12 protein-coding genes and 2 pseudogenes are annotated in these 19,810 nt (G+C 64.4%); all 14 read left to right on the top strand.

The window, feature by feature from the left end:
- The first annotated feature begins 14 nt into the window (after positions 1-14).
- The 14 genes and pseudogenes from tuf to fusA all read left to right on the top strand — a co-directional run bounded on the left by tuf (position 15) and on the right by fusA (position 19,706).
- Positions 15-1,191: pseudogene (gene tuf / locus J4G12_09875) on the top strand (elongation factor Tu).
- Between the two features lie 18 nt (positions 1,192-1,209).
- Positions 1,210-1,362 carry a 50S ribosomal protein L33 gene (gene rpmG / locus J4G12_09870; protein MCE2456100.1) on the top strand — a complete coding sequence of 51 codons (153 nt, stop codon included), beginning with the start codon at positions 1,210-1,212 and terminating at the stop codon, positions 1,360-1,362.
- Entirely contained in the window at positions 1,363-1,575 is a 213-nt protein-coding gene (secE, locus tag J4G12_09865) for a preprotein translocase subunit SecE (protein MCE2456099.1), read from the top strand.
- Position 1,576: 1 nt separating this feature from the next.
- Positions 1,577-2,209 carry a transcription termination/antitermination protein NusG gene (locus J4G12_09860; protein MCE2456098.1) on the top strand — a complete coding sequence of 211 codons (633 nt, stop codon included), beginning with the start codon at positions 1,577-1,579 and terminating at the stop codon, positions 2,207-2,209.
- A 7-nt stretch (positions 2,210-2,216) separates the two neighbouring features.
- On the top strand, positions 2,217-2,642 hold the full coding sequence (gene rplK / locus J4G12_09855) for a 50S ribosomal protein L11 (protein MCE2456097.1): 426 nt from the start codon (positions 2,217-2,219) through the stop codon (positions 2,640-2,642).
- 111 nt (positions 2,643-2,753) lie between these two features.
- Positions 2,754-3,455, top strand: coding sequence for a 50S ribosomal protein L1 (gene rplA / locus J4G12_09850; protein MCE2456096.1), 702 nt, complete (start codon positions 2,754-2,756; stop codon positions 3,453-3,455).
- Positions 3,455-3,988, top strand: a complete 534-nt coding sequence (locus J4G12_09845) for a 50S ribosomal protein L10 (protein MCE2456095.1) — start codon at positions 3,455-3,457, stop codon at positions 3,986-3,988. The genes rplA and J4G12_09845 overlap by 1 nt, the downstream gene beginning before the upstream one ends.
- A 102-nt stretch (positions 3,989-4,090) precedes the next feature.
- Complete coding sequence (gene rplL, locus J4G12_09840) at positions 4,091-4,474, top strand: 50S ribosomal protein L7/L12 (protein ID MCE2456094.1); 384 nt, start codon at positions 4,091-4,093, stop codon at positions 4,472-4,474.
- A 178-nt stretch (positions 4,475-4,652) separates the two neighbouring features.
- Positions 4,653-9,203 (top strand): DNA-directed RNA polymerase subunit beta, encoded by a 4,551-nt coding sequence (gene rpoB / locus J4G12_09835; protein ID MCE2456093.1) that lies wholly within the window; start codon positions 4,653-4,655, stop codon positions 9,201-9,203.
- 113 nt (positions 9,204-9,316) lie between these two features.
- Positions 9,317-12,268, top strand: a pseudogene (gene rpoC, locus J4G12_09830) (DNA-directed RNA polymerase subunit beta').
- 2,961 nt (positions 12,269-15,229) lie between these two features.
- Positions 15,230-16,264 carry a class I SAM-dependent methyltransferase gene (locus J4G12_09825; protein MCE2456092.1) on the top strand — a complete coding sequence of 345 codons (1,035 nt, stop codon included), beginning with the start codon at positions 15,230-15,232 and terminating at the stop codon, positions 16,262-16,264.
- A gap of 299 nt (positions 16,265-16,563) precedes the next feature.
- On the top strand, positions 16,564-16,935 hold the full coding sequence (gene rpsL / locus J4G12_09820) for a 30S ribosomal protein S12 (GenBank protein ID MCE2456091.1): 372 nt from the start codon (positions 16,564-16,566) through the stop codon (positions 16,933-16,935).
- A gap of 9 nt (positions 16,936-16,944) precedes the next feature.
- The gene (gene rpsG / locus J4G12_09815) at positions 16,945-17,415 is read left to right on the top strand and encodes a 30S ribosomal protein S7 (protein ID MCE2456090.1); all 471 of its coding nucleotides are present in this window, start codon (positions 16,945-16,947) and stop codon (positions 17,413-17,415) included.
- 188 nt (positions 17,416-17,603) lie between these two features.
- Positions 17,604-19,706 (top strand): elongation factor G, encoded by a 2,103-nt coding sequence (gene fusA, locus J4G12_09810; protein MCE2456089.1) that lies wholly within the window; start codon positions 17,604-17,606, stop codon positions 19,704-19,706.
- Positions 19,707-19,810 lie beyond the last annotated feature (104 nt).

Raw genomic sequence — 19,810 nt, 5'->3', positions numbered from 1 at the left:
GGAGAGACATCGAGATGGCGAAGGCGACATTCGAGCGAACGAAGCCTCATGTGAACGTGGGAACGATCGGACACGTGGACCACGGGAAGACGACGCTGACGGCGGCGATCACGCTGACGCAGGCGAAGAAGTTCGGTGGTGACGCGGTGGCGTTCGACGAGATCGACAAGGCGCCGGAGGAGCGGGAGCGGGGGATAACGATCGCGACGGCGCACGTGGAATACGAGACGGAGAACCGACACTACGCTCACGTGGACTGCCCCGGGCACGCGGACTACGTGAAGAACATGATCACGGGAGCCGCACAGATGGACGGGGCGGTGCTGGTGGTGAGCGCGGCGGACGGTCCGATGCCCCAGACTCGGGAACACATTCTTCTGGCCAGGCAGGTGAACGTGCCTTACATCGTGGTCTTCCTGAACAAGGCGGACATGGTGGACGACGAGGAGCTTCTGGAGCTGGTGGAGCTGGAGGTTCGGGAGCTGCTGTCGGAGTACGACTTTCCGGGCGACGACATCCCGGTGATCCGGGGTTCGGCGCTGCACGCGCTGGAGGCTGGGGGAGAGGGAGCGGCGGCGAACTGCGTGCAGGAGCTGATGGACGCGATCGACAGCTACATTCCGGAGCCTGTGCGGGACGTGGACCGTCCGTTCCTGATGCCCGTGGAGGACGTGTTCTCGATCACGGGACGTGGGACGGTGGCGACGGGACGGATCGAGCGGGGGATCGTCCGTCAGGGCGAGGAGGTGGAGATCGTGGGGATGGGGGCGGACCGGAAGACGGTGGTGACGGGGGTGGAGATGTTCCGGAAGATATTGACGGAGGGTCAGGCGGGCGACAACGCCGGACTGCTGCTGCGCGGGGTGGGGAAGACGGAGATCGAGCGGGGCCAAGTGCTGGCGGCTCCGAAGACGATCACGCCTCATACGAAGTTCAAGGCCGAGGTGTATGTTCTGAAGAAGGACGAGGGCGGACGCCACACGCCGTTCTTCGACGGCTACCGGCCGCAGTTCTACTTTCGGACGACGGACGTGACGGGAGCCGCCCGTCTGCCGGAGGGCGTGGAGATGGTGATGCCGGGCGACAACGTGCAGATGGAGGTGGAACTGATCGGATCCGGAGCTGCGCTTCGCGATCCGAGAGGGCGGACGCACCGTCGGTGCGGGCGTCGTCACCGAGATCCTCGAGTAGAGAGACCGGAATCCGCCAATGCCTCGTGACCGCGTGATCCTCGCCTGCAACGAATGCAAGGAGAGGAACTACACCACCACGAAGAACAAGCGCCTCCACCCCGGGCGGGTCGAGTATCGCAAGTACTGTCGGCGCTGCCGGCGGCACATGCCGCACAAGGAGACCCGGTAGGTGTCGGTTCTGGAACGGGTCGCCGGTCCGAGGCGTTTCCTGGGAGAGTGCGCGGCAGAGCTCGGCAAGGTCGCCTGGCCGGACGCCGACCAACTGCGCAGCGCCACGATCGTCGTGGTGGCGTTCACGGTCGTCATCTCCTTGATCATCTGGATCATGGACAGGGTTTCCGACTGGTTCGTCCAGCTCATCATGGGGATGTTCGGCGCCTAGGATGGTCGCGTTCAACCCGGTGCCCGAACCGGAGCCCCGCTGGTACGCCGTGCAGGCGCTGTCCTCCAAGGAGAACCGCGTCCTGCATCTGATCGAGACCCTCATCGACGAGGAGAGGCTCAGCGCGGAGGAAGACGATCGGGAACCCGAGATCCTCCGTGCCCTGGTTCCCACGTACGAAACCATCCAGATGCGCAACCAGAAGCGCGTGACGGTTACCAAACGGAGCTATCCCGGCTACGTCCTGGTCGAGCTTCTCACCTACTTCGACGGTGAGGATTCTCACACCAACGAGAAGATCAGGCCCTATCTGAAGGAATACACCGTGCACCTGGTGAATTCGATAGCCGGGGTCCTGCGGTTCGTGGGACCCCAGCCCCTGAATCCACGTCCCTTGGCGGAGGAGGAGATCAACCGCATTCTGGGCACGGGCGAGGAAGCGGAGGAGGAGCGCGCTCGCGTGCCCTTCCGAACCGAGGAGGCGGTCGAGGTCACCGACGGCCCTTTCAACGGATTCAGCGGGGTGGTGAACGAGGTGGATCACGACAAGGGCCGCGTCAGAGTGGAGGTGTCGATCTTCGGACGGCCGACCACCGTGGACCTCGAGTACACTCAACTAAAGAAGCTGGCATAGGCGAGACATGGCAAAGAAGGTTATCGGCTTCATCAAGCTCCAGGTGCCTGGCGGGCAGGCGAATCCGGCTCCGCCCGTGGGTCCGGCGTTGGGCCAGCACGGCGTCAACATCATGGAGTTCTGCAAGCTCTTCAACTCGCGAACTCAGGATCGACAGGGAGTCACCACGCCGGTCGAGATCACGGTCTACGCGGACCGATCCTTCACCTTCGTCACCAAGACGCCGCCGGCGCCGGTGCTGATCAAGCAGGCGATCCGGCTCGAATCGGGTTCGGCCGAGCCGAATCGCGCCAAGGTGGGAACCATCACCCGTTCCCAGCTCGAAGATATCGCCAAGATCAAGATGGAAGACCTGAACGCGACCGACCTGGACGCCGCCGCGCGCATGATCGCCGGCACCGCGCGCTCCATGGGCGTTCTGGTCGAAGGTTAGCGGCCCGTGGACATCTCTCCCGGACCGCTCGTGGAGGCTTCGCTCCTCCGGCCCGTACCGCGCTTCGCCAGCCGTCGCTTCGCGGAAGGGCTCCCTCACGGCTAACCCAAGATGCCTAAGAAAAGCAAGAGATACAGAGCCGCTCGGGCGACTCTGCCGGAGCGGGGAGTGCGCTGCACTCCGGGTCGGGCCATCGGCCTCGTGCGGGAAATGGCCAGCGCGGGCTTTGACGAGACGGTCGAGATCGCGACCAGACTCGGGGTGGATCCCCGGCGTGCCGATCAGCTCGTGCGCGGAACCGTCGTGCTTCCGAACGGGACCGGACGCTCCGTGACCGTCGCCGTCATCACGCAGGGCGAGCGCGAGATCGAGGCTCGCGAGGCGGGCGCCGACCATGTGGGCTTGGAACTGGTTGACAAGATAAAGGGAGGCTGGCTCGAGTTCGACGCCTGCGTCGCGACCCCGGACGTCATGTCGAAGGTCGGTCCGCTCGGGCGCATCCTCGGACCCCGCGGTCTGATGCCGACGCCGAAGGCGGGCACGGTCACCTTCGATGTCGGACGGGCGGTCAAGGAGATCAAGGCCGGTAAGATAGAGTTCAGAGTCGATCGCACCGGCAACGTGCACGCGCCGATCGGCAGAGTGTCGTTTTCGGCGGAGGCGTTGCAGGAAAACCTCGAATCCTTCATGGACCAGATCGTGCGCTCCAAGCCGCCGGCCTCGAAGGGGACCTACCTGAAGAGCGTCACCCTGTCCAGCACCATGGGCCCGGGTGTCTCCATCGATCCCAACATCTACCGGAGGGGAGTCTGATGGACAGAACAGAAAAGGCCGTTCTGGTGGAAGCTCTGCGCGAGCGTTTCGAACGGGCCCCCGCAGTCTATCTGACGGACTTCACGGGACTCGACGTCAAGGACATCACCAAGCTGCGTCGAGAGCTCAAGGGGAGCGGCGGCGAGTACCTCGTGGCGAAGAACCGCCTCGTCAAGCTCTCGATCGCGGACTCGGGTCTGCCCGACATCTCGGAGGGGCTGTCCGGCCCCACCGGTCTGGCCTTCGGATATGCCGACGTCGTGGCTACGGCCAAGGCGATCAGCGACTTCGCGACCGAACACGAGGATCGACCGGTCTTCAAGCTCGGCGTTCTCGAATCGAGCCTTCTCGCACCGGAAGAGATCCAGGCGCTGGCGAAGCTGCCGTCGCGCGATACACTGCTGGCTCAGTTGGCCGGTGCCCTGGAGGCCCCCATGGCAGCGCTTGCGGGCGCGCTCGAAGGCAAGCTGCAGGAGGCCGCCGGTCTTCTCGACGTGCTGATCGAACAGCGCGCCGAGGCCAATCCCGCGTAAGAGCGGCGACAATCCGGCCGCCGCGTTCCAACGGAGGCCGGGCACCTTCCCACACACCGCCGACCCGGAGTCGGCACCAGACGGAGAGTAGAGAAAATGGCGATGAATCAAGAGGAGCTGCTGGACGCCATCGGCGGCATGACCGTCCTCGAACTGTCACAGTTCGTCGACGCGTTCAAGGAGAAGTTCAACGTGAGCGCCGCCGTCGCAGCCCCGGTCGCCGTGGCGGCCGACGGTGCCATCGACCCGGCCGCGGCCGAGGAGAAGACCGAGTTCGACGTGATCATCGAATCGATCGGCCCCCAGAAGATCCAGGTGATCAAGGTCGTCCGCTCGCTGACCTCGCTCGGCCTCAAGGAGGCGAAGGCGCTTGTCGACGGCGCGGCGAACGAGCCGGGCACGGTCAGAGAGGCCGTCTCCAAGGACGAAGCCGAGCAGATGAAGGCCAAGCTCGAGGAAGCCGGCGCAACCGTGGCGCTCAAGTAAGGCGCCCCGTCGATCTGCTCGGGCGCGGCGACGCCCCTCGGTGGCGGTACCTCGGCGGTACCGGTGCCGAAGGGGGCGTCGCCGCGCCCACATGTTACGCTCCAGACACTGACCTGCGCCGGCCATACCCGGGTTGCGGCGCTTGCGTGTCCCCAGTGAGAAACAGATGACCGTTCGCATGGACAAGAGGCCGATTCTCAACTTCGGCAAGCTCACGTCTCCCATGGAGATGCCGGACTTGCTCGGAGTCCAGCGCAACTCGTTCGACAGGCTCGTCGGGAAGGACGTTGAGAATCCGGAGGACCACTGGGACTTCGGGCTTGATCGGGTGTTTCGGGAGCACTTCCCGGTGGAGGACATGACCGGCGCCCTCACCCTGGAGTACCGCTCGGTTGGGCTCGACGAGCCCAAGTATTCGGTGGAGGAGTGCATCGAACGGGACATGACCTACTCGGCTCCGGTCAAGGCGTCCCTGCGTCTTATCGTCTACGATCTGCCGCCGGGTACCTCCGGCAAGGCCGCTGCGAAGAAAAGGCGGCGGATGCGGCACTACGTCGACAAGGACGTCTATCTGGGCGAGCTTCCGATTCTCACCGACATGGGCACCTTCGTGATCAACGGGTCGGAGCGGGTCATCGTGAACCAGCTCCACCGTTCGCCCGGCGTCGTCTTCGAGGAGAAGATCCACGCGAACCGGACCCGGCTCCACAGTGCTAGGATCATCCCTTTCCGCGGCTCCTGGCTGGAGTTCACCACCGACATCAACGATGTGTGCTACGTGCACATCGACAAGAAGAAGAAGTTTCCCGCCACCGCGCTGCTGAGGGCGCGCGGCCACGGCACCGATCCCGAGGTGCTGGGACTCTTCTATGCCGAGCGCAGCGTACCCCCGCTTGAAGAGAACCTGATCGGCAGGTTGTTGGCGCAGGATGTCGAGGTTCCCGGCGGGGACGCGGACGACGGAGCGGGCGACGGTACCCGGGAAGCGAACCGGCTGGCTCGCGCGGGCGACCGCATCGGCGGAGACCTCATTAAGGACATGCTGCGTTGCGGTCTCGCGGCTAAGACCGAGGAGGAGGTCGCCGAGCTGAAGGGGATCGCCGTATTCGCCCCCTACGATGTGGTGCGCAAGTCCGACGCGGCCGACGACATCTGGCACGAGCGGCTCAAGAATCTCCGGGGCAAGGAGATCGCGGTAGATGTGGCCGACCCCGAGACCGGGGAGATCCTGGTGGCCAAGGACGCCGTCGTGGACGACGGAGTGATCACCACCATCCTCAATGCCGACGTGGTCTCGCTTTCGATCTACGCGCCTGATCGCGACTACTCGAAGCTCATCCTCAACACCCTGGAAAAGGACCCGACCAGATCGGAGGAGGATGCGCTCTTCGAGATTTACAAGCTCCTTCGCCCGGGTGAGGCCCCAAACGTCAAGACCGCCCGCGAGGTGCTGAACCGCGCCCTTTTCTCCAAGACACGCTACGACTTGGGCAGAGTCGGGCGCTACAAGGCCAACCTGCGGCTCGGCACGGACGCCGAAAGCGACCAGGGCGTGCTCTCGATCGACGATCTCGTCGCCATTTTGCACCGGCTCGTGGACTACAACGAGGGCAGGGGCGCTCCCGACGACATCGACCACCTCGGCAACCGACGCGTGCGCACCGTCGGCGAGCTCATCGCCAATCAGTTCTCCGTCGGTCTCTCGCGCATGGTGCGACTCGTAAAGGAGCGGATGACGTCGAAGAACGATCCCGACAAGATCAACATCGACAACCTTGTCAACGCGCGCACGGTGGACGCCGTGGTCAAAGCTTTCTTCGGCTCGTCGCAGCTCAGCCAGTTCATGGACCAGACCAACCCGCTCGCCGAGGTGACCCACAAGCGTCGGCTTTCGGCGCTAGGCCCGGGAGGCCTCACTCGCGAGCGCGCCGGGTTCGAGGTTCGGGACGTCCACTATTCGCACTACGGCCGCATGTGTCCGGTCGAGACTCCCGAAGGCCCGAACATCGGGCTGATCGCCTCGCTGGCCACGCACGCCAGCGTCAACGACATGGGTTTCATCGAGACCCCTTATCGGCGAGTGGTCGACGGACAGGTCACCGACGACATCGAGTGGCTCTCCGCCTACGAGGAGGAGCGCGAGGTCGTGGACGCCGACGGCGAGCGTCGCTTCGTGGCCATCGCGCAGGCCAACGCCCCGCTTCGCTCCGACGGAAGTTTCCGCAACCCCACGGTTCTCTGCCGGCAGAAGGCGGACTATCGCATGCTGCAACCGGACGAGATCGACTACATGGATGTCGCGCCGACCCAACTTGTTTCGGCCGCCGCCGCCCTTATTCCGTTCCTGGAGCACGACGATGCCAACCGCGCCCTCATGGGCTCGAACATGCAACGCCAGGCCGTGCCCCTTCTCCATACGGACGCGCCTCTCGTGGGCACCGGACTCGAGGCGCGGGTGGCCCGCGATTCCCGCTCGGTGATCAAGGCCCGTTCTGCAGGCAAGGTCGTGGAAGTCACCGCCGACGAGATCCAGATCGACCGGGGCTACAAGCGCCGCCGCAAGCGGGACGCCCCTCTGGCTCGACTCGAGCGCTTCGATCGCTACGTCCTCAGAAAGTTCTGGCGCACCAACCAGGACACCGCCATCAATCAGCGCCCCCTCGTCGCGATCGGCGACCAGGTGGAGGAAGGCCAGGTGATCGCGGACGGTTCCAGCACCGATTCGGGCGAGCTCGCACTGGGTCGGAACGTGACCGTGGCCTTCCTGCCCTGGTACGGCTACAACTTCGAGGACGCCATCGTCATCAGCGAAAAGCTGGTCAAGGACGACGTCTTCACCTCCATCCACATCCAGGAGCTGGAGCTCCAGGTGAGGGACACCAAGCGCGGGATGGAGGAGATCACCGTCGAGCTCCCCAACGTGACCGACGAGGCGATCGGCGACCTAGACGAGCGCGGGATAGTGCGGGTCGGCGCCCGCGTCAAGCACGGCGACATACTCTGCGGCAAGATCACCCCGAAGGGCGAGACCGAGCTGTCGCCGGAAGAAAAGCTTCTCACCGCGATCTTCGGCGAGAAGGCCAAGGACGTGAAGGATTCGTCGCTCAGGGTGCCTCCGGGCATGACCGGCACCGTGATCGACGTCAAGGTCTTCTCTCGCCATCCGGACGATCCGCTGCTGGAGCGCGAGTACGGACAGCGCATCGGACGACTCCGCGAGCGCGAGCGTCAGGAGGTGGATCGGGTGATGGCCGAGCGCGACAACGAGCTGCGCGCCATTCTCAAGGGAGAGACCGCAAGCCTGGTTCTGCGCAAGGGGTTGGTCGAACCCATCGTGGAAGAGGGGACGGTCTTCACCAGCCAGGACGTCCAGGAGCTCGATTTCCAGGACATCGATCTCGACGCTCTCAAGGTCAAGCGAACGGCTTCGAACGATCGCATCCGGGCGGTGGTGGAGGAGAGCACAAAGCGCATCCATCGGGTGAAGCAGTCCACCGAGGAGGAAATCGACAAGGTCTTCGAGCCGGACGAACTGCCGCCGGGCGTGATCCAGCTTGTCAAGATATTCGTCGCCGAGAAGCGCAAGATCTCGGTAGGCGACAAGATGGCGGGACGTCACGGCAACAAGGGTATCATCGCCCGGATCGCCCCTGAGGAGGACATGCCTTTCCTTCCCGACGGCACTTCGGTCGAGATCGTGCTCAACCCGCTCGGCGTCCCCTCCCGAATGAATCTCGGGCAGGTGCTCGAAGCCCACTTGGGCTGGGCCTGCCGGGTGCTGGGCTTCACGGCTAAGACGCCGGTCTTCCAGGGAGCGTCCGAGAACGAGGTGGGTCTGCTGATGAAGCTCGCGGGCCTCAAGTGGCTAGCCGATTCGCACGGCTTCGAAGCCGACGTCCTGCCGACCGACCTGGGCGACCTCACGGTCTTGGCGCGCATGGCCGGACGACTTCCGGTGCTCCACTCCGCGGCCGAGAGGAACGGGGCGCGCGGGGCGCTCAGAGGCATCGGTCAGCCTTTCGACGCGTACCGGGACCTTCTCGGCCCCGGTTCCGTCGAGCTCGGCGATGGGCAGGCGCCGGAGGACGAGGAGAGTTTCGAGGAGAGTCTCGAGCGCGAGCACCGAAAGCAGGAGACCGCGCTCTTGGTGCGAATCCGAGATTTCTGTCGGAACGCCGCCGGCGAGATCGCCGAGCTGAAGGGAACCCCGGTCGAGGAGCTCTTCCCCAAGGTCAGCTCCCTGGAAGCCTCCGGGCCCGAGTTCGGCGGTCTGGACGATGCGATCGTCGAGCTCATCACCTACGCCGATCTCCTCCCGGAGGGCAAGGTGTGGCTCCGCGACGGGCGCAGCGGCTCTCGTCTGGACTTCCCGGTCACCGTAGGCTCGGTGTACATGCTCAAGCTGAGCCATCTGGTCGATGACAAGATCCACGCGCGCTCCATCGGTCCCTACTCGCTCGTCACGCAGCAGCCGCTTGCCGGTAAGGCTCAGTTCGGCGGTCAGCGTTTCGGTGAGATGGAGGTCTGGGCTCTGGAGGCCTATGGGGCTTCGCACACGCTGCGCGAAATTCTCACTGTCAAGTCGGACGACGTGATGGGGCGCTCCAAGGTCTACGAAGCCATCGTCAAGGGCGAGAATCTTCCCAGGCCCGGAGTACCCGAGTCGTTCAATGTTCTGGTCAAGGAGCTTCAGGCTCTCGGCCTCAACGTCCAAGTGGGCGAGGAGTAAGGGTGATCGATTTTCCAAGACACGGCGGCAGTCAGCGCACTCCCCCTCAGGGAGGAGCCGACGCTCTCGGACTCCGAAGGACGGCCCGCCTCATCGGGTTCGACTACATCCAGATGCGGATCGCGTCTCCTGGGGAGATCAGGGACTGGTCGCACGGCGAGATCGTGAAGCCCGAGACCATCAACTACCGCTCGTACAAGCCGGAACACGACGCGCTCTTCTGCGAGCGCATCTTCGGCCCTTCGCGCGACTGGGAGTGCCACTGCGGCAAGTTCAAGCGCATTCGCTACCGAGGCCGCATATGCGACCGCTGCGGAGTCGAAGTCACGCTTTCGCGCGTGCGGCGCGAGCGCATGGGCCACATCGAACTGGCCGTGCCCATCGTCCATCTCTGGTTCTTCAAGGCTCTGCCGAGCCCGCTGGGCAACCTCCTGGACATGACGCTCAAGAACCTCGAGCGCGTGATCTACTACTCGGACTATGTGGTCGTCAATCCGGGCAGGCAGAAGGTCGCGTACATGGAGCTGCTCGACGACGACGCCCTTTACGATCTGCAGGTCAACGCCCGCAACGCCGGCGACGAGGAATTCAGGGCCGAGACGGGTGCCGAGGCGGTACGCATCCTTCTCAAGCAGCTCGACGGGCCCAAGCGCGCGATTCGCTACCGGAATTCGGACGGCAAGGGCATAGACCGTCTGGCCAAGTCGCTCAGGGAGGAGATCGAGAACGAGACCTCGCAGCACCGTCGCCGCAAGAAGCTCAAGCGGCTCAAGGTGGTCGAAGCCATCCGCAACTCGGGTTCCTCGCCCGATCAGCGCAACAAGCCCGAGTGGCTGGTGATGGATGTCATACCTGTCATCCCGCCCGACCTGCGTCCGCTTGTGCCGCTCGACGGCGGTCGTTTCGCCACCTCCGACCTCAACGACCTCTATCGCCGCGTCATCAACCGGAACAACCGGCTGAAGAAGCTCATGGGGATGGGTGCGCCCGAGGTCATTCTGCGCAACGAGAAGCGCATGCTCCAGGAGTCCGTGGACGCCCTCTTCGACAACGGACGTCGGGGCAAGGCGATCAAGGGAAGGGGTTCGCGACCGCTCAAGTCCCTTTCGGACATGCTCAAAGGCAAGCAGGGGCGTTTCCGCCAGAACCTCCTGGGCAAGCGCGTGGACTACTCCGGGCGTTCGGTCATCGTGGTCGGCCCCGAACTCGGTCTGCACCAGTGCGGTTTGCCCAAGACGATGGCGGTCGAACTCTTCAAGCCCTTCATCATTCACGAGCTCGAGCGCAGGGGCGAGGCCGAGACGGTCAAGCGGGCGAAGAAGATCGTCGAGGACCAGCACCCGAAGGTATACGAAGTGCTCGAGGACATCATCAGCGACCACCCCGTTCTTCTGAATCGGGCGCCGACGCTTCACCGTCTGAGCATCCAGGCCTTCGAGCCGGTGCTGGTGGAAGGCAAGGCCATCCGCCTGCATCCGTTGGTGTGCGCGGCGTTCAACGCCGACTTCGACGGCGACCAGATGGCGGTGCACGTTCCGCTTTCCTACGAGGCGCAGGTGGAGGCGCGGGTGCTCATGCTCTCCGCCAACAACCTCCTGCTTCCGGCCAACGGACGCCCGATCACGACACCCAGCCAGGACATGGTGGTCGGCTCCTACTATCTCACGAACCCCGGTAAGCGGATCGCCGATCTCGAGGGCACGGGCGGCCTCGTGAATTCGGAGCAGGGAACCGCGCCGGTGCGTTTCGGCCGGAGCGACAACACAGTCGACGAGGTGCCCGAACAGCTCGCCGACATTTACAAGAACGCCAAGCGCTTCGCGTCCTACGCCGAGGTGGAGATGGCGCTGGTCGAGGGCCATGTGGAGCACATCACGCCGATCTGGTATCTCTTCCGCCACCCGATCGGGGAAGAAGCAGGTACCTTCACTTGGTTCATGACCACGGTGGGAAGGGTGCTTTTCAACGCGATCGTGCCGGACGAGCTCGGGTTCCAGAACACCACGTTCGGCAAGAAGGAGCTCACCAACGTCATCTACGACGTGCTCCTCAAGTCGGAGCACGAGCGTACCACCGCGTTCCTGGACGAACTCAAGGAGCTCGGCTTCCGCTACGCCACCATGGGCGGAGTGAGCATCGGCATCACCGACCTCGAAGTGCCCAAGGAGAAGGTGGGCATTCTCAAGGAGGCCGATCAGAGGGTGGGCCGCTTCCAGCGGGCCTACGACGCGGGTTTCGTCTCCGACGGCGAGCGCTACAACAAGGTGATCGACACCTGGACGCACGCCAACAACGACCTCGGCGAACAGATGGCGCGCGACCAGGAGGAGTCGCGGGACGGCTTCAATCCGGTACACATGATGCGGAAGTCGGGCGCGCGAGGCAATCTCGACCAGATGCGTCAGCTCGCGGGCATGCGCGGCCTGATGGCGAAGCCTCAGAAGAAGCTTACCGGCGGCATGGGCGAGATCATCGAGACGCCCATCCGCTCCAACTTCCGAGAGGGGCTCACGGTGGTTGAGTACTTCCTATCGACCCACGGAGCCCGCAAAGGACTGGCCGACACCGCGCTCAAGACCGCCGACGCCGGCTACCTCACCCGCAGGCTCGTGGACGTGGCGCAGGACGTGACGGTGTCGGAGGACGACTGCGGCACCGTGCTGGGCATCGAGACCGAAGCCTACAAGGACGGCGAGGAGATCATCGACTCCCTTGCCGAACGCATCACGGGAAGCGTCGTCGCAGGTGACCCGGAGCGGGAAGACGACTACTCGGTCACGGATCCGTTCAGCGGCGAGATACTCCTGCGTCCCGGCGAGCTGATATCGGAGGAGAAGGCCGAACAGGTGCAGGCTGCGGGGATCGAGAAGGTGACCGTCCGTTCGGTCCTCACCTGCGACGCCGCCAAGGGTGTCTGCAGCGAGTGCTACGGACGCAATCTCGCGACCATGGAGCAGATCGACCTCGGAGAGGCCGTCGGGATCATAGCCGCGCAGTCGATCGGCGAGCCCGGCACCCAGCTCACTCTGCGCACGTTCCACATCGGAGGCACGGCCGCCCGAATCGGTGAGCAGCCGGATCAGGCGGCAAGGCAGGAAGGGACGGTACGGCTGAGCAACGCCAGGTTCCTGCCCGAGCAGGAAGACCAGGACGAGAAGGTGGTGCTTTCCAACGACTCCGAGCTGCTCGTCACCAGTCTCAGCGCCGAGATCCCGGTTACCGAAGGAACCGAGGTCGCCGTCGAGGACGGCGACACGGTGGCGCCCGGTGGTCCCGTCTACCGGGTCAAGGTCAAGGTCGATGGCCGCGTCCGTCGGCTCGGGGAGGAGGAAGAGAGCGAGTCGGTGCTCATAGAAGGTGAGGACGGAAGACAGGAGATCCCGATCCCGGCGGGAACTCGGCCCGCCGTCAAGGACGGGGCGAAGATCAAGGCCGGCACCATGATCGACCTCTGTCATCGCAAGACCAAGCCGGCGGTCGTTTTCTACGACGGCGGACGCATCCGCGTCGAGCTCCGCGAGGAGAGCTACCCGCTGCCCTACGGCGCCACCGTGCACGTCGCTCACGGTCAGGAGGTGCGCGCGGGCCAGCTTCTCTATCGATGGGACCCGTACCACCGTCTCTTCATCGCCGAGAAAAAGGGCGTGCTCAAGCTTTTCCACGTGGAGGAAGGGAAGACGGTGCGCAAGGACATCGACCGCGCGACCCTTCGTGAACAGAGGACGATCATCCGCCATCGCCCGCCCCCCGCGCCGCGGGACGAGATACTTTATCACGAAGTGGCGGAGAAGGACCATCTGACCCTGCACCCGGTCATCTACACCGTGGCTGACGAGGCGCTGGACGAGGTGACCGTTCCGCCGGGTGCGGAGCTTCTGGCGGCGGACGGGCAGGAGGTCGAGGCGGGATACGCGGTCGCCGAGGTGCGCGGGGTCGCTCAGATCGAGGGTAAGGTGGACTTCAGATACCTGAATGCCGTGACACGCTCAACCGACGGATTGCGTGTCGCCCTCAACGCCCTGAAGACCAAGGCGCGAGAGGCCACCGTTGTCGTCCGTTCGGAGTCCAACGCAGAGACCGTCGAGGAACACAGGGTGCCCGAGGGCGCGACAATGCTCGTGGAGAACGGGCAGCAGGTAGCTCCGGGGGATCGTCTCTACCGGTGGAACCCGGAGAAGGCGCCCCTCTTGGCCAGGGAGGACGGTATCGTGCGGCTCGAGGGTGTGGAGGATCTGCGCACCGACGGGGCCGGCATCCTGAAGATTACTAGCAAGACCAAGGCCGCGGAGAGCGGATCGCGAAGCCAGAAGGTGACTGTCGTAGCTCTGGACGAGGACGGCGAGGTGGTGCGCACCATCAGCTCGTTCACCCTCCGCTACGGGGACGGTCTGGTGGTGAAGGAGGGCGACAAGGTCGAGACGGGCGCGACGCTCGCCTTCACGATCAACAAGAAGCTTAAGCCCTACCGCTCCAGGATGAACGGACTCGTCGAATTCGGATCCTACGACGACGCCGGTGGCTTCACCCACGATCCGGATGCCGTGGAAACCGTGAAGAACGCCGGCGCCGCCGAAGACCGAAGCACCGTGGTCGCCCCCGGCGGTTGCCTCAGGATCGTCCCGGCCGAAGGTGAGGCAGCCGAGCCGAGCACGGGCGTCGAGGTGGTGCGGCTGCCCTTGGGCTCGATAGTGCGTGTCGAGGACGGCACTGAGGTCAAGCGGGCCGAGACGCTCTTCGAGACGGATCCGTTCGCGAACCCGGTGGTGGTGCGCGAGGGCGGCGTCCTCGATATCGAGGAGACGAGAATCGTGGTACGCCCCAAGGTCGGCGAGCTCCATCCGCCGGAGCGCTCCCTGCTCGACGGCAAGGTCATGGACAGGGAGAAGGTCGAAGCCGGGCAGGTTCTCGCCAGGTTCTCGCGGGAAGAGTTCAAGACTCGCGACATCACCGGCGGTCTGCCCCGGGTCACGGAGCTCTTCGAGGGCCGCAGGCCGAAGGATCCGGCCGTGATCACCAGGATCGACGGTCGGGTCGAGTTCGGAGAGATCAAGCGCAACAAGCGCGAGGTGATCGTCTGGTCCGAAATGGGCCACAGCGAGACCTACCAGGTTCCCGTCGGCAAGCACCTGCGGGTTCAGCAGGGCGATTGGGTCAAGGAGGGCGATCGACTGAGCGAAGGCTCGATCGATCCCCACGACCTGCTCAAGCTCTCGAACGGCAGGCGGCGGGTGCAGGAATACATCCTGCGCGAGGTTCTGGACGTCTACCGGCTCCAGGGCGTGAAGATCAACGAGAAGCACATCGCCGTGATCGTGCGCCAGATGCTGCGTCGGGTGAAGGTCAACGACCCCGGCGAGACCGAGCTTCTGGAGGGCGATTCCTACGACCTGACCCGCATTCGCGAGGTGAACCGGCGCGTCAGGGAACAGGCGAGGGCGGAGGAACGCAAGCCGCGTCCGGCCGTCACCGAACCCCTTCTGCTCGGGATCACGAAGGCGGCGCTCACCACCGACTCCTTCATATCGTCCGCCTCCTTCCAGGAGACGACCAAGGTGCTCACGAACGCCGCGCTTCGGGGAGACCGCGACATCCTGAAGGGGTTGAAGGAGAACATCATCATCGGCCAGCTCGTCCCGGCCGGAACCGGGATGCACAAGGACGAGGAGGTCGAATTCCTGGTCTCGCAGGATCTCTACGACGAGGATATCGAACCCCTCTTCGACGGGATGGCCGACGACCCCATGGCGCTCTTCGACGCGGCCACGGACCGAACCGACGAGGCCCTGGAAATCGTCGAGGGGGAAGCGAGTAAGGAGGTGCTTTCAATTTGAAGCGCCAGCCAACCAGTCCTCCTAACGGCCTCGCCGCCGATGTCGGCGTTCTCTTTCTGGCGAAACCGACGGCTCCACCCTAGGTTGGAGATAGGACGCCGGCCACTGAATCATCCGCAAACTGCGACTCATCCGCGAACTGCGACAATAAAGCCGCAGCGGTCATGGCGGTCGCGAACACCGAGGAAGGTCGCCATGAATATGAGAGAACTGTCCAAGGGGCTGAAGGCCTCGTATCGTGGATCGGACGTCTCGCGTCGCACGCGGAAATTCGAGGGATGGATCGGGAGGGCGTCGTCAGGGAACGACGCGACCGACTACGATCACACTGAAACCGTCAAGGAGTACTACGACCTCTGCGGTGAGTTCATGGTGTGGGGGTGGGGCGAATCCCTTCACTTCGCGCCGCTCTCGCCGGAGGAGAGCGTGGAGGAGTCCAAGGTCCGGCATCAGCGTCGGATGATATCCAAGCTGGAGATACGCCCAGGCATGACGCTGATCGACGTCGGCTGCGGCATCGGCGGTCCGATGCGCCGCGTCGTAGCTGAGACCGGGGCGAGCGTGGTCGGAATCAACACCAACGAAATCCAGATCGGCAAGGCGAGATCGTTGAGCGCCGAGGCCGGCGTCGACCACATGGTCGACTTCGTCGCCTGCAGCTTCATGGACATGAGCTCCATCGCGGACGACACTTTCGATCGTGGCTACGCGATCGAATCCACCTGCCATGCCCCGGACAAGGCGGATGCCTTCTCCGAGATCTACCGCGTATTGAAGCCCGGGGCCCTCTTTTGGGGCCAGGAGATGTGCCTGACCGACGAATTCGATCCGAACGACGAACGCCACCGCATCATCAAGCGGGAACTGATGCGCGGCATAGCGCTCAAGCACATCGAGACGATGGAAGGAGTGAATCGGGATCTCCAGTCGGCAGGCTTCCAGGTCATCGAAGCGACCGACCTGGGCGTCGTCGGCGACGCCGGAGGCACTCCGTGGTACCGGCCCCTCCAGAGACGCCAAGATACTCCGAGCGGTCTTCTGCGCCGCGCGCCGATGGGCCGCAAGGCGATCTTCGCCGGATCCAAGCTGGCCGAGCTGGTGGGAGTGTTCCCGCGCGGCGCCTCGAGCGTCGTCAGATTCATGGACCGAACCGCGGAAGCCTACGTGGCAGGCGGTGCAACCGGCATCTTCACTCCGCTCTACTGCTTCCTGGCGCGCAAGCCTTCCTAGCGGCCCGTGTAAGAAGCCTCCTGCGACAGTGCGACGCCGCATTCGCGCAGGGACGCCGGGCTCGGTGCGCTCTTCGGGCGAATACCGGGGCTGTCCGTAACTCATCGCGCCGCCAGAGGGTGTTACGCGCTCTCGATGCTCGTGCGAGTTTCGCTAGGGGCTGTCCGGGCTTAGGGCAAACCCCCTTCCCCTCCCGGCGAAACTCCGCTAACTTGGCTTGCTACCCACGGACCGGATGAGCAGATCGGCTCACGCGGATCCGTGGACACCTCCGGGAGCATGGAAAGAGCCGAACCCTCATGCCGACCATCAACCAGCTCGTGCGCAAGGGTCGCAAGGAGATCCGGAAGAAGAACAAGCGTCCGGCCCTCCAAGGCAACCCGCAGAAAAGAGGCGTGTGCACGCGCGTGTATACCACGACCCCCAAGAAGCCCAACTCGGCCCTCCGCAAGGTGGCCCGCGTGCGGTTGACCAGCGGGTTCGAGGTCACGGCGTACATCGGGGGCGAAGGCCACAACCTTCAGGAGCACTCCATCGTCCTAATCCGCGGCGGCAGAGTGAGGGATCTGCCCGGCGTGCGCTACCACGTCATCCGCGGCACCCTCGACGCTTCCGGCGTCTCCGACCGCCGCCAGGGCCGGTCGAAGTACGGCGCCAAGCGGCCCAAGTAGGGAGGACCGATGAGCCGAAGGTCAGCCGCCGAGCGCAGAACCATCATGCCGGACCCCCGCTACGGTTCGGCCACCGTGACGAAGTTCATCAACAGCCTAATGGTGGACGGGAAGAAGTCGCTTGCCGAGCGCATCTTCTACGACGCCATCAGCACCTTGGGCACCCGAGCCGGCCAGCCCGGCATCCAGGTGTTCGAGCGGGCGCTTTCGAACGCCAAACCCGCTATCGAGGTCAGAAGTCGCAGGGTCGGCGGAGCCACATACCAGGTGCCGGTCGAAGTGCGGCCCGAGCGCAGGTCGGCTCTCGCCATACGCTGGCTCATCGACTTCGCCCGCAGGCGCTCCGAGAAGACCATGTCTCATCGTCTGGCCGCCGAACTTCTGGCAGCGAGTCGGGGCGAAGGCAGCACCGTAAAGAAGAAGGAAGACACCCACAGGATGGCGGAGGCGAACAAGGCCTTCGCGCACTACCGCTGGTAAGCGCCATTAATTACTAGGGGCCCCGCCCCCACCGACAAACGAGCGTACGCGATGGCCGTCCTCTCCGAGAGATCGGCCCTCTCCGATTCGGAAGGAGCGCGGCGAAAGCACGGACCGCGCTCTTTTTCGTTCAACCCCGAGCGGAAGCTCGGGAACGCCACACCAACTAGAGAAAGAAGCGAAGACCGATGTCTAGAAAGACGCCACTTTCGCACCTGCGAAACATCGGCATCATGGCCCACATCGATGCGGGCAAGACCACGACCACCGAGCGCATCCTCTTTTACACAGGACGGCTGCACCGGATGGGAGAGGTGCACGAAGGCGCTGCCACGATGGACTGGATGGAGCAGGAGCAGGAGCGCGGCATCACCATCACCTCGGCGGCTACGACCTGCCACTGGCTGCGGGACGACAGCGAGTTCCGGATCAACATCATCGATACCCCCGGCCATGTCGACTTCACGGCCGAGGTCGAGCGCTCGCTGCGGGTCCTCGACGGCGCGGTTGCGGTCTTCTGCGCGGTGGGCGGAGTCGAGCCCCAATCCGAGACGGTGTGGAGGCAGGCCGATCGCTACGGAGTGCCGCGCATCGCTTTCGTCAACAAGATGGATCGCGTGGGTGCGGACTTCAGAGCTGCGGTCAACACCATGCGCGAAAGACTCGGCGCCAACGCGCACCCGGTTCACCTCCCGTTGGGTGAAGGCGAGCTCTTCACCGGCATGGTCGACATCATCGAGCGCAAGGCGATAGTCTACCGCGAGGAGCTCGGGGCCCGCTACGAGGAAGCCGCCGTCCCGGACGCCCTGAGGGAGCAGGTCGACGAGCTCCGCGACGCACTCACCGAGGCGGCTGCCGAACACGACGACGACCTTCTCGAGAAGTACCTGGGGGGAGACGAGCTCACCGCCGACGAGCTGCGTCAGGCCGTGCGCTCCGCGACCATCGCCGGTGATCTCTTCCCTGTCTTTTGCGGATCGGCTTTCAGGAACAAGGGCGTGCAGCGCCTGCTCGACGGCGTCATCGACTATCTGCCGTCGCCGACCGACGTGGCGGCGATTCGGGGCCACCTGCCGCACAAGACCGAGACCTTCGAGTCGCGCGAAGCGGACGACGACGCGCCTTTTTCGGCGCTGGCCTTCAAGATCGCGACCGATCCCTACGTGGGCAAGCTGACCTTCTTCCGGGTCTACTCGGGCTCGCTTCCTGCCGGCAGCTACGTCTACAACGCCAGTGGAGACAGGCGTGAGCGCGTGGGTCGGATACTCCAGATGCATGCTAACAAGCGAGAAGAACGGGAAGAAGTGTACGCGGGCGACATCGCCGCCGCCATCGGACTCAAGCAGGTTAAGACCGGCGACACCCTTTGCATCGAAACGGCGCCGATCGTCCTCGAATCCATGAACTTCCCGGAGCCCGTCATCTCGGTGGCGATCGAGCCCAGGACCAGGGCCGATCAGGACAAGCTCTCCATCGGTCTGGGCAAGCTTGCGGACGAGGATCCCACCTTCCGCGTGATAACGGATCCCGAGACCAACCAGACCGTCATCTCCGGGATGGGCGAGCTTCACCTGGAGATCATCGTCGACAGGCTCCGTCGCGAATTCGGCGTCACCGCGAACATCGGACAGCCCCAGGTCGCCTACCGCGAGACCATCCGGCGACGGGCCGAGAAAGTGCAGGGACGCTTCGTGCGCCAGACCGGCGGCCGCGGACAGTACGGACATGTCGTCATCAACATCGAGCCGGGCGAGCCGGGCTCGGGCTTCAGCTTCGAGAACAAGATCGTGGGCGGCGCGATCCCTAAGGAGTACATCGGTTCGGTCGAGGCCGGCGTGCGAGCCTCGCTCGACTCCGGCACGCTCGCCGGATACCCGATCATCGACGTGCGCGTCGAGCTCGTCGACGGATCCTACCACGATGTGGATTCGAGCGAGATGGCGTTCAAGGTCGCAGGCTCCATGGCTCTCCGCGCGGCGATCGTGCGTGGCAGCCCGGTGTTGCTCGAGCCCATCATGGAGGTCGAGGTGGTTACCCCGACCGACTACATGGGCGACATTATCGGCGAAATCTCGTCTCGTCGCGGACGGGTGGCGGATCTCTCCGAGCGCGCGGGCGCCAGGGTGGTGACGTCTTACGTCCCTCTCGGCGAGATGTTCGGATACTCGACCCGCCTCCGTTCAATGAGCCAGGGCCGGGCCGTGTACACCATGCAGTTTGCCAAATACGACGAAGTGCCTAAGGTCGCGGCCGAGAAGATCGTCTCGGGCAACATGGCCAAGGCGAGCTGACAACCCTCAAAAGCTTAACCGGAACCGGAGAGACATCGAGATGGCGAAGGCGACATTCGAGCGAACGAAGCCTCATGTGAACGTGGGAACGATCGGACACGTGG

The organism is Gemmatimonadota bacterium, assembly GCA_021295815.1.
Classification (GTDB): domain Bacteria; phylum Gemmatimonadota; class Gemmatimonadetes; order Longimicrobiales; family Gaopeijiaceae; genus JAGWBQ01.
This window is presented reverse-complemented; position numbering and strand designations above follow the sequence as displayed.